This is a genomic window from Sivoneniella epilithica UHCC 1019, assembly GCF_040830845.1.
Taxonomy (GTDB): Bacteria; Cyanobacteriota; Cyanobacteriia; order Leptolyngbyales; family Leptolyngbyaceae; genus ULC077BIN1.
Map to the genome: position 1 here is coordinate 1 of NZ_JBFPDP010000085.1, position 11,669 is coordinate 11,669.

Below are 11,669 nucleotides of genomic sequence, written 5' to 3' on the forward strand. Positions count from 1 at the left end.
GCAATTTACGACTCAAGATGCCCGCATCAAACTCAAGCGTCTCTATCCATCAATTCTTTCTTGACAGACTACTAGGTGGGGAAGCTCTAGCACCTGTGGATAAGATTTACATCGAACTGGATGTGTTGACGAGCCTGATTTGTAATAGCGATCCTTTTCAAAAGACCGGAGACCGACAAGGGTTTGATCAGGTTGGTTTAGGGGATGTTGAGCGAAGACAAGAAGCAATCTCAGTTGTTGAAGAGTATCAAAAACTAATGGTGGTGGGTAAACCAGGGGCAGGGAAGACAACGTTTCTTAAATCGCTGGCGGTGGAGTGCATTCAACCAGAGCCAACGTCATTGTTCCCTGATTTAGTCCCGCTATTTGTGACACTGCGGGATTTTGCCAAAGCAGCGCGCAAAACGCAGTCGTGGGATTTGGTGGATTATTTGGCTGGGGTGTTGGTGCGATGGAAAGTATGCGATCGTGCCACTGCGGAAGAGATCTTGGATCAAGGGCGATCTCTGATTTTGCTTGATGCGATGGATGAAGTGTCTTTTGAGGATCTAGAAGCTGTGATAGATGCGGTACGGGAGTTGGCTGACAGCCCTAACCGATTGATCGTAACCTGCCGAACCCAAAGCCATCCCGACCCGGAGGAGTTTGGAGGATTTATCTATGTGAAGGTAGCTGACTTTACATCGGCACAGGTTGATCAGTATGTAGAGAACTGTTTCAACACTGTAGATTCGGGTTCTCAAGCATCACTCATTCCCAAGTTGCAGGAGCAGCTTTGCGCCACAGAAAACAAGCGAATTGCAGAACTTACCACTACGCCTATTCTGCTGAATCTAATTTGCTTGGTGTTTCAAGATGAGCAAGGCAATCTACCCCAAAAGCCCTTTCAGCTTTACAAAAAAGGAGTGCGGATATTATTAGAGCGCTTGAAGCGAAAGCCGATTGATGAGAGGTTAACCAAGTCTGCTAAAGAGAAATTCTTAGCAGATCTAGCACTGATGTTATTCGAGAAGAATGATTATTTTCCAGAGGAACGAACTTTAACCGAGTTTATCGAAACCTACTTTGAAGTTGAAGGTGATATCGCCATAGATTTTTTGAGGGCTTTTGAGACTGAGACTGGACTGTTGATCGAACGCTTTTCAGGAGTCTGGTCATTTTCCCACCTGACGCTTCATGAATATTTCACTGCACTCAAAATCTTCAAGTTTAGTGGAAAAGACCCTAGACCAGAGATTGACAAGCGGCTAGAACAACATGTTGTCTATGAAAGATGGCATGAAGTACTGCGACTACTTGGAAATCTAATAGATGACCAACCTTCAATTGCGGAGCAAAAATACGATGAACATTGATGAGTATTTGCAGGCAATGAAGCAGGAGATCGATGAGTCTGTCAAAGATGATGAGAAAATCCAAGAATTTCTAGTATGGCTGCACGAAAAAACAGCTTCTCTAGCCTCGCCCTACCAAGAATCTGCGGTCAGAGCATTCTATTGTGTTGTGGTCAGCAAAAAGTGGGGACGAGACGTTAATCGTGAAATATGCCGAATACTTGATAGTGAGTTTGATGAAGGTCTAAGCCAGGTTAGAGAAGTAGCTAGCAAATTGATGGAGCTAGACATTAGAGATGATTTTATTTATTTTTACGATAAGTCAATATATAGACAAACTTTTCAGTTGTTATATAGGGTTAAGAGAATGTCTGCTCTGGACATCGTGATCGATAGAGATCTTGCTATTTTCTGTGATCAAGATTTTGATGAGCACGAAATTTATTTAGATCGAACAACAGCTTTGTTGGTGGGTTTGTTCAGCCCCTGGCTTCGGGAGCAGTATAAAGCGGCTGGCTTCTCTTACCAAAAATCCGATGAGGATTTTCTGCAAATAATAATAAATTTGACAAAGAGACATTCTGATCGCTTTTCTATAAACAATTCACGAAGTTTCAAGAAAGATTTAAGTTTAGTTCTTTCTGAGTATCGAAACTTGAAGCTCGATTGGCAGTTCAGCGATGAGCAAAGACAGCTTTTAGATCAATACTATTCAGCCAATAAGTTTTTGGTCGATTGCTTGCAGGAATATAATCCTAGTCCAGAAGTTCAGAAGGGAATTAAGGATACATTATTGCTACCAATTGTTGAAATTGAGAGACGCAGGCTTAATGTTGCCAAGCAGTTGACGATGAATGAGTCGTCAGAAAGCAACTCCATCCTAGAAGTACAAGAAACTCAGGAAATACTGTTGCCTGTTATTGAAGTTCAGAGTCATGAAATTGATGCCACTGACACAAAGTTGATAGGTTCTACGCAGGAGAGTAGCAGCCCAGGAACTCAGGAGATTCAGGAGGTAGTACTGCCCATTATCGAGGCTGAAGAGTCTGAGAACAGTAAGCAAGAAAGCTACCCAACCTCCACAAAGACAAACGTTTATAGAACTATTTTCCTCTGCTTGTTGTTAATACTCGCCCTCTCCATCGCCTCTGCGATTTTCCTCAAGAAATACGTATGAAGCTCTGAACTCAAAAAGCTTGAGGACGAGGGGCGATCGCTAGAATAGAAGGTAGTCTCTTACCCAATCCATCATGACGTTGAAAGAACTAGAGCCGCAACTGCTGGCACTTTCCAACACCGAAAAAGCTCAAGTCGTGCAACTTTTAGCCCAGGGCAAGGTCATCTCAGGGCGCGGCATTGAGAAAACACTAGGGGTTTGCGGGGGTAGTGCTTGCATCACCAACACTCGCATTTCCGTTTGGGGTTTAGTCGAAGCCCAACGTCTCGGCTACAGCGAAACCGATTTACTCACCCGCTACCCATCCCTCTCTGCAACCGATCTTGCCAATGCCTGGGCTTACGCTGCCGCCTTCGCGGACGAAATCGAAGCCGAGATTCGAGACAACGATGCCGTGATGTCTGAGGCTTTGTAGGGGTGGCGCGGGTGTACGCAGACGAGCAATATCCGTTTCGAGTTGTGCGCCCAGCAACGCCCCAAAGCTACGAGTAAGTAGGTAGACAAAATTAATTGCCGCGTTTCGACTACGCTCAACGCTCAAGATCCAAGATCCTCGTGGGCTGAGCGCAGTCGAAGCCCAAACCCAACGTTGAATTTAATTGTGTCCATATACTTAATGCTAAGTTCCACTGACTTCACTATTTCCAAGTTGTAGAATCGCTTTTTCTAGCACTTCTGCGTGGATGAGGGCGCGATCGACGAGAAATTGGATTTGGTCAGGCGACAGCGGGGCACCATTGACATAGTGTTCTAGCCAGGTTTGACAAATGTCGTTAGGGTCAGTTGGGATGTGGTTGAGTTCCCATCCTGGTAGATCAAGGTCATTCATTAACTGGCTTACCTTTGGATCATAGCTGAGGGCAAAGCAGCGACACTCAGATGCAGCCGCCATAATCAGCCCGTGAAACCGCATGGCGATCGCCATTTCCACGCCGCGAAATAAGCCTTTTAGCTGCTGCGGATCTTCAAGCATCAGCACTTGGGAACCCGGAATTTGCGGCTGAAGGGCTTCGGCGATCGCGAGATCCTGCGATCGCTGAAACGGCACCAATAACATACAGGCTTGAGTTGCTTTCTGAAACAAGATTAGGGCTTGAGTCAGTGCTGCCAAACGCTCTGGGGTGAGTTGGGGATGAACCCGAAGATTGACGGCAACTCTGGGAGCAGGCAGATCCCACAACCCCTGAACGGGGCTACCGGTCATCGCCCAGACTGGATCAGGTGCCAGCGTAAAGGGAATACCCCATTCAGAAACCCACTGAGCAGAACGGCTATCCCGCACACTGACTGCCGTACAGCGGGAAAAGGTTTGTTGCGCCAGCCATTGGGTCATAGGACGGTGGAGCGGTCCAATTCCCTGTGCCCAAGCGATCGTGATCAAACCCATGCGCTGCGCGAGTTGCATCAGTCCGGTGTAGTAAAGGGGACTGAGGGCGCTAGTGGCATCTTGAATCAAACTACCGCCGCCCCAAATAAAAACCTGAGATTGACGGAGGGCGTTGACAACCGAGATCGCGTTGTTTCGGTCAATCGCGTCTACCCCAAAGCGATCGCGCGTTTGGCTAGGATGACCCGACAGCACTAAGGGCGTAACCGTTTTGGGCAACAGTTGTAACAAGGACGCTAAGAGCGCTTCATCCCCACCGTTGCCCTTGCCATAATAGCCACATAAAACCGCTTGTGTTCCCATAGATATAATGAATTTCGAGTTACGAATTTTGAGTTACGAGTGAAGGTTGCACCCATAGTTTTAGGTGGAATGGTTCTCTTACTAAACTATCCTGAAGACAGCCCCTCGCGATCGCATATACCCTGTTCCATTCCTATGAATGCTTTATCAATTCCTACCTGGATTATTCATATCTCAAGTGTGCTGGAGTGGGTTGCTGCTATTTGGCTAATTTGGACTTATGGTCAACTGACCCAAAATTCGGCTTGGAAGGCGCTTTCCTTTGGCATGTTGCCTGCTCTCGTGGGCGCGATGTGTGCTTGCACTTGGCACTTTTTTGATAATTCGCGATCGCTCACTTGGCTAGTTACGCTCCAAGCGGCAATGACTGTTTTAGGAAATGTAACCGTCATGCTAGCCGCTTGGTGGATCTGGCAAAGCGCTCGACCAAAAATAGACAGCTAATGCTAATTAATCGGGATATTTATGAAAGATTGGATGGTGCCAACGCTAGGAGCGCTTGTTTTTTGGGGATTTTGGGGCTTTTTACCAAAAATTACAACGACCTATCTTAATCCTCGAAGCGCTATTGTTTATGAGGTTCTCGGCGCGATTGTGCTGGCGATCGCCATGCTAATTTCCCTCAACTTTCAACCCCAAGTTCATCCTATTGGCATCGGCTTAGCCATGACTACCGGAATGCTAGGGTTTGCCGGGGCATTCTGCTTTCTCACCGCCGTGCTGACTGGTCCCGTAACGTTGGTTGCCACCATTTCCGCCCTATATCCCACCGTCAGCATTTTTCTCGCGATCGCCTTCCTGCACGAAACAATTACCCTCCAGCAAGGAATCGGCATTGCGCTTGCAATCCTAGCCATGATCCTAGTAGCAGCATGAAGAAAGGGCGAAAGAAGAAAGAGCGAAAGTTTTGAGTGTTGAGTTTTAAGTTTTGAATGCATCACTCAACCCTCAAAATTGAGAACTCAAAACTTTTTTGTTTTTAACTCTTTCCTTCTTCATTGGCATGTTGCTTTAGTTCTGCTAACGTCACATGTTTTAAGGCTGCGGCATGAGTTGATGCGAGAACGATAGGGGGTGCAACTCCGTCGTCTAGGGCTTCTTTCCAGCGGGAGGCACACAAACACCAGCGATCGCCCGGTTTCAAGCCGGGAAAGCCATAGACAGGCATGGGCGTGGATAGGTCATTCCCTTGGGCTTTGGTGTAGGTCAAAAATTCTGTGGTGACTTGGGCACAGACCACATGCACACCCACATCGCCATCCCCTGTAGTGCAATATCCATCGCGGTAATAGCCCGTCATAGGCGAGGTGCAACAAAGTTCTAGCGGTTCACCTAATACATTTTTGGCTTCGGTCATGATGATTCCTTCGTTAAACCCTCATCTATCGTAGTCAATCCAATTCAAAAGGAAGCGATAGTCATGCCCGCCCGCTGTAATCGTTGGACTAAAACATCGCCTAACCCGGTTGCTGGCGTGAGAATGCCTCCCCGCGATCGTCCGCCTGGCAGTTCATCGGCTTGAAGCGCCAAACTTAAGGCAGATTCACAAACAAATTTGACTGTGGCTCGATTGCCAGGATCTCCTTGATCTCGAATCAGCCCCCGCACTTTGCGTCCATCCATCGCGGTGCCCACCAGTTCACAGGAGAACCAGCCTTCGTTCATAGTTTGCTCAGAAGGTCCGCTACCGGGTTGGGGCAGCCAGGGTTGCAACAGCCCGCGCCCCTGAGGGTGTTGTAGAATTCCCATGAACAATCCAAGTCCTGTGGTGGCACCTGTTGCCTTCAGCCAGGCGAGGGGTTCGTCAAACTTGAGATATTCCTGATAGGTGAAGTTGAGTCCGTAAGGTTCCTGCCATTCTTCGTATAAGGCAGCACTGCGGCGGACGATGCGGGTATTCACAACTCCCATAAAAAAGGGCGCAACCCAGGTGTTGAGGTCGGAGTCGAAGGAGGGAGTTTGCGGGTCACGGTTGCGATCGCCTGTGCCGTCTTGTAGAGAATCGGCTTCGGTTTGAGAGTGTGATGCAGGGGGATTCAGGAGGAAAGGATCATTCATCTGGGTTGCCCCTGGCGAATCATAGAGATTGATCGCTGATGCCAGCGTGCCACCATTAAACCCACCAAACGCCTGAAAATAAGCATTCACCTGTTTGCAAGACACCCCTAATTCCCGTTGGAGGTGACGAACGATTAGGTAAGTGCCAAGATCCGACGGAACCGAATCGAAGCCACAACAGGGAATGATGCGAGTGCCATCGGCGGCTGCCTGAGTATGGTAGCGATCGATTAAAGTTTTGACCCAAGGGGTTTCTCCCGTGATGTCTACGTAATGAGTTTTGTAGCGAATGCAAGCATCAACTAGGGCATTGCCATAGAGGGCGAAGGGTCCGGCTGTGTTGAGTAGCACTTGGGTTTGAGCGGCGATCGCATCGATTGCTTGCTGATCCTGACTGTCAGCAACTAGCACATCCACGGCTGCACCCACTTCATCTCGAACGGCTGCTAATTTCTGACGGTTTCGTCCGGCGATCGCCCATCGTATGGATTTAGAGGAGGTATGGCTAGCAAAGTACTGCACCGTTTGTTTGCCGACAAAACCACTGGCACCATAGAGAACAACATCATAGGCACGGTCAGACATGGTGAAAGCACTCCTGACAACAGGATTAGGAAAAACTCTCTCTGAAAATCAATGGAGCTAAGCGGATTCGAACCGCTGACCTTCTCAATGCCATTGAGACGCGCTACCAACTGTGCTATAGCCCCTTGTGCATCAATTATAATGCCTTGAGGCAGGAAGAAACGTCAACCTGTTAGATTTAAACTTTTCACCGACCTTATCTTATGACTGAAAATTCCCGCGATGACGCTTCATCCAATCCTGCTCAAGCTGAGATTAACGCCTCAGAACTGTTTCTCAATCTTCGTCGCAAGCAGGGAAGTTGGGTGGAATGGGGGCAAGCCTGCCAAGCATTACAAAAAGCGGGCTATGACGCTCAAACTATTTTTGAAGAAACCGGATTTGAACCGATTCAACAAAATCAAGTGATTGTGGGCGCTCAGGTTCATGCCACGATTGTGGCGGTGGGTGTGTCTGAGGCGACGCGATCGCTGTTCGATCGCAAAGGCAGCGATATTTTATATGAACTGCGGATTCTAACCCAAACCGAGCGAGCCGCGACTGCGGATTTAGTGCAGGAAAAGGGCTTGGATATTGATGAAGCGAAAGATGTGGTGAAAGCCGTCAAAGATTTTTCTCGATTGGGTGCAATTCCTGAAGGATTTAGCCAGCATCCGGGTGATGTGGTCGCCTATCAATCTTGGAAGCAGGCACGCCAAAAGGCTGATTTGCAAGAGCGATCGCGCTTGATTGCCAAAGGGTTGCGCTTTGCTCATAGTGAACCTGCCCGTAAGCAAATCGAAAAACTGCTGACCGATTTTGCGGTTGTTTCAGCCAAGTCAGAGCCGCTATTGCCGCTTTATCGATTGGAAGAAGACGAATTTTTGCCCCGAATTATTCCGGTTGTGGGCAAGTTTCCCCTGACGAAAGCTGACCTGCAAGCTGTTCCTCTAGTCGAAGAAAATGATTCCTTTGGCATGGTGCAGTTTTCTGGCACAGGCGCTTGGGTGTCGGTTCCCGGTTGGCAAGTGATTCGGCTGGCAGAAGACCCCGTTGCCGTTTTAGAACTCAGCGATCGCTTACCTACTACGCTTCCGGGTAGAGCCGAGGAAGTGTTGATTATTGTCGATCGCGCTCAGCGCACTTGGGATGTCAGCAGCTATTTTTTAGTAGAAGAAACGGATCAGCTTCACATTCGCTGGTTCGCTGAAACGCCAGAAGCGAATCTCTTAGGACGAATCGTTTTGATCATGCGTCCCAAAAAGGTGTTGGACAATGAGTACACCAAAGATCCTTGGCAAATGGAGGAGTAATGCCCTCACCCTAAATCCCTCTCCCATGGGAGAGGGACTTTAAAACTGTCTCTTTCTTGGCTTATTTTTTGCACTGATAAAGCTGATAGGGCACACCCAAACGGTGATAGTGCGCTGGATCGAGGGTACAAGCATGGGGCTTGCCCAAGCGATCGCGGATTAAAAGCTGTTGCTGATAGTCACGGCGTTTTAATCCTGGCGCAATGACCCACAGATTCAGCGGCAATGAAAGTGGTTGTTTTAACTGAGCAATATCAGACCAAACTTGATTGTATCCTTGTTTTTGGGGAAGCAGTGCAAAGTGAGTGGACGAAGAACTTTCTGCTTGAGTCTCTTGTTGGTGCAGTTTTAGGGCAAAACTAAGTCCCAAGGCGATGTCTTGAAAATCTTCATAGGCAGTGACTATCAACCGATTTTTGATGGGTTCAACGGCTAAATTTTGAGCAACTAAACTAGGATTATAAGGTTTTTGAAAGACTAAATCTTGTACTACAAAAATGCTGCTTAGTAGTGCTACGAGCAAAACGATCGCGATCGCCTGGAGGTTTTTAGATCCTTGAAAAGTCAATTTTTTTGATCGGCTGCGAAGGGGCGATCGCTGGCTTAAACAGGCTCCAATTAATGCACATACGGCTGGAAAGTAGATGAAATTATAGCGCGGCACTTGGGTTAAATCATTGCCCATGAGATAGGCGATCGCTAGAAACTCCAGCACCACGACCAGAATGAATGTGACTAGCATCCAGGCTCCCAGATGAGACTGGGGCGATCGCCAGAGTTGCCGCAATTCTATTCTCATTTGCCCAATCAGCCAACCCATGAAAATCAACATCAACACTCCGCCAAAAACGACAACCCATAGCGGTTGTTGCTCAACAGGAAATGCTGCCACCATCAAAATCCAACCGAGCGGAAGCTGATATAAAGGCGCAATTACATGCTGCCAGCCAGGAGCATAAGGCTTCATCCAATCGATTTCTGGACGACGCATATGACTGAAAAACGTTGGCAGCCATGGCAAATAGGTTAGGCAAACGACCAGGATGGCAAGCAGGTAAGGTGGAGGCAAGGAAGGGGCGCACGAAAAAATAGCATAGCGCCGTGAACTTCCCTCGGATTGCCTAGCATCCTCAGCCCTGATAGCTTCTATCTGTTTGCGATCGCCCGTTGTGAACGATAGAGGATTCTGGGTTTGTTGCCAGCTAGCGGTTGCAGACTCTAAATTCATTGCCAATTTGCTTGCCGCTCTGTGGTCCTGTGCGATTTTATGAGCGCCTAAAACTAGCGTCACGCTTTGGGCAAAAAAGGCGAGTAGAAAGAAATAGTGAACATAGAACCCAATACTATTGATGGCAATCCAGCCCAGCCAAATCGGTAGCCTAATCCGCTGTCTTTGCAGATCGATCAGCATGGCATACAACCCAGTTAACGCCAAAATCACTAGCAGCATGGGCAAGGTGTAGTGACGGGCTTCTTGGGATAGATAGACGGCAAACGGCGATACTGCCATTAGAGCCGCGCCCACAAGCCCCGCTTTGGCAGAAAAAGCGATGCGGTTGAGTAGATAAAGAGCCGCGATCGCCCCCACACCCAACAATGCAGGCAGCGATCGCAGTTTCCACACCCAAGAGACAGGCAGCGGATTCAGCCAACCGAGCCATTGGTGCATCGTACAAAAGAACAGCGGCGGATGCACCGATTGCACCGACACCGTTTTTGTAATCTGCGCGCAGGTTGCCTGAGAATTGAGTCTAAAAATTTGCTCAAACGCCGAGAGTGACAGTGCTTCGCCTGACGGTACACTCTGATACGTGTGCCCCAAGCTAAATACTGCGGTGATCACTTCATCCATCCACAGCGGCTTAAAATCTAGATGCCAAAATCGCAGCACCGTCCCCAGCAACAAGATGCCAGCCAATAACCAGTAATGTCGAGAACTTTTCATGGTGATATTCAAACACACCTAATTCTTTCTTGTATAGAGAATAATTAGTAGATGGCAAGACGAGAGGCGAGAGGCGAGAGGCGAGAGGTGAAGAGGTGAAGAGCATTGAACTCAAAACTCAAAACTCAAAACTTTGAACTCCGAACTCCGAACTCAAAACTCAAAACTTATTGTTCACTAACCGGACGCGCAACTAGCCCAGGATATGGTTCTGGGGCGAACTCTTGATCGGGATTGCTGAGTAAGTAGCGATCGCAGACTGAGCGCAGGTCAGATTCTGTTTGAGTAAGGCGCATATCCCGTAAGAAAGCCCCTGCTGCATCGACACTTTGGGCAATGTAGTTGAGGTACATCTTTAAATAGCTCACCCGCGATCGCTCGGGGATTGTGAGCGCAGTCGTCGTTTGGCGCAATCGCTCAATGTAATCGTGAACTTCAGCCAGCGTCACGATAGACACAGGTTCCGCCATGAGAATTTGGCGAATCTGCTTAAAAATCCAGGGATTGCGGATGGCAGCGCGACCGACCATGATTCCGGCGGCTTTGGTTTGGGCGAGAACGGTGGCGGCAGATTGGGCAGAGGTGACATTTCCATTGGCTAAAACTGGGCAATTCACCCGCTGAACGGCATGAGCAATCAGGTCATAATGCACAGCACCCCGATACATTTCTTTGACCGTCCGACCATGCAAGCTCAGCAAGTCGATCTGATGGCGATTGATCAGGTCGAGGATGCGATCGAAATGATCGGTATTATCAAAGCCAATCCGCATTTTGACGCTCAATCGTCCATCAACCGCTTGCCGCAACTCACCCAAAATTCGGTTGACTTGTTCAGGATCGCGCAACAACCCACCGCCCACATTTTTACGATAAATTCTGGGAGCAGGACAGCCCATATTCAGGTCAATGCCTGCGATCGTGTAGTGGCTCAGGGTTTGGGCAATTCGCACTAAGTCAGGAATGCTCTCGCCAATCATCTGGGCAAAGATGGGGCGATCGGTGGTGTTTTCGGTAATCGATCTTAGGATTTTTTTATCTAGAGTAGAAGTCGGGTGAACTCGAAAATACTCGGTAAAAAAGTAATCGGGACTGCCGTAACTGGCAATCACGTTCATGAAAAATAAATCGGTTACATCTTGCATCGGGGCAAGCGCAGTCAATCCAATTCCTGCACAAATGGGAGCAGGCAGGCGATCGCAGAGTGGTAAGGTTGCAATCATTTAGCGTGCCGCTTCGATTTTTTCTTCGACGGCGCTTGATGCGCCCCAAAGTATTTCTCACTGCGATACCGCAACCAAACCCGCAATACCTGCGGAATTTGATCTTTTTGGTCTTTTGTCAGCGTGTTGTACAGTGCCAAAGCGCGATCGCGTTCTCGCCGACAAGCAGCATTATTGTGAGCATCCCAATAGCCACGGGCAACCCGGATTCTCCGACACACTTCTTTGATTAAAGCTGCTTCTGCTAAAGGCTTCTCTGGGTTTGCCATATTTTTCTCATTGATCTAGTTCAACCTGAGTTCGGGATAAGGAAGGGGCAAAACAGGTAGGGTGAAAGTGCCAACTTATCATCCATCTGAATTACC

12 protein-coding genes and 1 tRNA gene are annotated in these 11,669 nt (G+C 48.3%); 6 read left to right on the forward strand and 7 right to left on the reverse strand.

Annotated elements, in window-relative coordinates; all coding sequences use genetic code 11:
- The 3 genes from AB3R30_RS25975 to AB3R30_RS25985 all read left to right on the forward strand — a co-directional run.
- Positions 1-1,355, forward strand: a 1,355-nt coding sequence (locus AB3R30_RS25975) for an NACHT domain-containing protein (RefSeq protein WP_458652109.1), incomplete at its 5' end; no start/stop codon positions are given.
- On the forward strand, positions 1,345-2,511 hold the full coding sequence (locus tag AB3R30_RS25980) for an NACHT C-terminal helical domain 2-containing protein (protein ID WP_458652110.1): 1,167 nt from the start codon (positions 1,345-1,347) through the stop codon (positions 2,509-2,511). The genes AB3R30_RS25975 and AB3R30_RS25980, both read left to right, overlap by 11 nt.
- Positions 2,512-2,584: 73 nt before the next feature.
- Positions 2,585-2,926 (forward strand): DUF433 domain-containing protein, encoded by a 342-nt coding sequence (locus tag AB3R30_RS25985; RefSeq protein WP_458652111.1) that lies wholly within the window; start codon positions 2,585-2,587, stop codon positions 2,924-2,926.
- A gap of 204 nt (positions 2,927-3,130) precedes the next feature.
- Here AB3R30_RS25985 and csaB read toward each other — a convergent pair whose 3' ends face one another.
- Positions 3,131-4,201: a polysaccharide pyruvyl transferase CsaB gene (csaB, locus tag AB3R30_RS25990; protein WP_458652112.1), complete on the reverse strand. Its 1,071-nt coding sequence runs from the start codon at positions 4,199-4,201 to the stop codon at positions 3,131-3,133.
- Positions 4,202-4,270: 69 nt separating this feature from the next.
- On the opposite strand from csaB, the gene AB3R30_RS25995 reads away from it, so the two are divergent.
- Positions 4,271-4,645 (forward strand): DUF2499 domain-containing protein, encoded by a 375-nt coding sequence (locus AB3R30_RS25995; protein ID WP_458652113.1) that lies wholly within the window; start codon positions 4,271-4,273, stop codon positions 4,643-4,645.
- Positions 4,646-4,666: 21 nt separating this feature from the next.
- Complete coding sequence (locus AB3R30_RS26000) at positions 4,667-5,077, forward strand: EamA family transporter (protein WP_458652114.1); 411 nt, start codon at positions 4,667-4,669, stop codon at positions 5,075-5,077.
- Positions 5,078-5,180: 103 nt separating this feature from the next.
- Here AB3R30_RS26000 and AB3R30_RS26005 read toward each other — a convergent pair whose 3' ends face one another.
- From AB3R30_RS26005 to AB3R30_RS26015, 3 genes are all read right to left on the reverse strand, one after another.
- Positions 5,181-5,558, reverse strand: coding sequence for a DUF2237 family protein (locus AB3R30_RS26005; protein WP_458652115.1), 378 nt, complete (start codon positions 5,556-5,558; stop codon positions 5,181-5,183).
- Between the two features lie 44 nt (positions 5,559-5,602).
- Positions 5,603-6,844, reverse strand: coding sequence for a saccharopine dehydrogenase family protein (locus tag AB3R30_RS26010; protein ID WP_458652116.1), 1,242 nt, complete (start codon positions 6,842-6,844; stop codon positions 5,603-5,605).
- 52 nt (positions 6,845-6,896) lie between these two features.
- Positions 6,897-6,969, reverse strand: a tRNA-Ala gene (locus tag AB3R30_RS26015).
- A 78-nt stretch (positions 6,970-7,047) separates the two neighbouring features.
- Between AB3R30_RS26015 and AB3R30_RS26020 the strand changes: the two genes are divergently transcribed.
- A complete protein-coding gene (locus AB3R30_RS26020) occupies positions 7,048-8,136 on the forward strand; it encodes a RuBisCO accumulation factor 1 (protein ID WP_458652117.1) in 1,089 nt (362 codons plus the stop codon).
- A gap of 61 nt (positions 8,137-8,197) precedes the next feature.
- Here the strand turns inward: AB3R30_RS26020 and AB3R30_RS26025 are convergent, their stop codons facing one another.
- The 3 genes from AB3R30_RS26025 to AB3R30_RS26035 all read right to left on the reverse strand — a co-directional run bounded on the left by AB3R30_RS26025 (position 8,198) and on the right by AB3R30_RS26035 (position 11,573).
- Positions 8,198-10,081, reverse strand: coding sequence for a glycosyltransferase family 39 protein (locus AB3R30_RS26025; RefSeq protein WP_458652118.1), 1,884 nt, complete (start codon positions 10,079-10,081; stop codon positions 8,198-8,200).
- A 167-nt stretch (positions 10,082-10,248) separates the two neighbouring features.
- Entirely contained in the window at positions 10,249-11,304 is a 1,056-nt protein-coding gene (locus AB3R30_RS26030; protein WP_458652119.1) for a tRNA dihydrouridine synthase, read from the reverse strand.
- The gene (locus tag AB3R30_RS26035; protein WP_458652120.1) at positions 11,301-11,573 is read right to left on the reverse strand and encodes a Precorrin-3B methylase; all 273 of its coding nucleotides are present in this window, start codon (positions 11,571-11,573) and stop codon (positions 11,301-11,303) included. Before AB3R30_RS26035 ends, AB3R30_RS26030 begins: the two co-directional genes overlap by 4 nt.
- Between the last annotated feature and the right edge of the window lie 96 nt (positions 11,574-11,669).

Excerpts from the sequence above, each read along its gene's own strand:
- AB3R30_RS26000 (WP_458652114.1), top strand. The coding sequence starts at position 4,667 with ATGAAAGATTGGATGGTGCCAACGCTAGGAGCGCTTGTTTTTTGGGGA.
- AB3R30_RS25995 (WP_458652113.1), top strand. The coding sequence starts at position 4,271 with ATGGTTCTCTTACTAAACTATCCTGAAGACAGCCCCTCGCGATCGCAT.
- AB3R30_RS26010 (WP_458652116.1), bottom strand. The coding sequence starts at position 6,844 with ATGTCTGACCGTGCCTATGATGTTGTTCTCTATGGTGCCAGTGGTTTT.
- AB3R30_RS25985 (WP_458652111.1), top strand. The coding sequence starts at position 2,585 with ATGACGTTGAAAGAACTAGAGCCGCAACTGCTGGCACTTTCCAACACC.
- AB3R30_RS25980 (WP_458652110.1), top strand. The coding sequence starts at position 1,345 with ATGAACATTGATGAGTATTTGCAGGCAATGAAGCAGGAGATCGATGAG.
- csaB (WP_458652112.1), bottom strand. The coding sequence starts at position 4,201 with ATGGGAACACAAGCGGTTTTATGTGGCTATTATGGCAAGGGCAACGGT.
- AB3R30_RS26030 (WP_458652119.1), bottom strand. The coding sequence starts at position 11,304 with ATGATTGCAACCTTACCACTCTGCGATCGCCTGCCTGCTCCCATTTGT.
- AB3R30_RS26025 (WP_458652118.1), bottom strand. The coding sequence starts at position 10,081 with ATGAAAAGTTCTCGACATTACTGGTTATTGGCTGGCATCTTGTTGCTG.
- AB3R30_RS26035 (WP_458652120.1), bottom strand. The coding sequence starts at position 11,573 with ATGGCAAACCCAGAGAAGCCTTTAGCAGAAGCAGCTTTAATCAAAGAA.
- AB3R30_RS26005 (WP_458652115.1), bottom strand. The coding sequence starts at position 5,558 with ATGACCGAAGCCAAAAATGTATTAGGTGAACCGCTAGAACTTTGTTGC.
- AB3R30_RS26020 (WP_458652117.1), top strand. The coding sequence starts at position 7,048 with ATGACTGAAAATTCCCGCGATGACGCTTCATCCAATCCTGCTCAAGCT.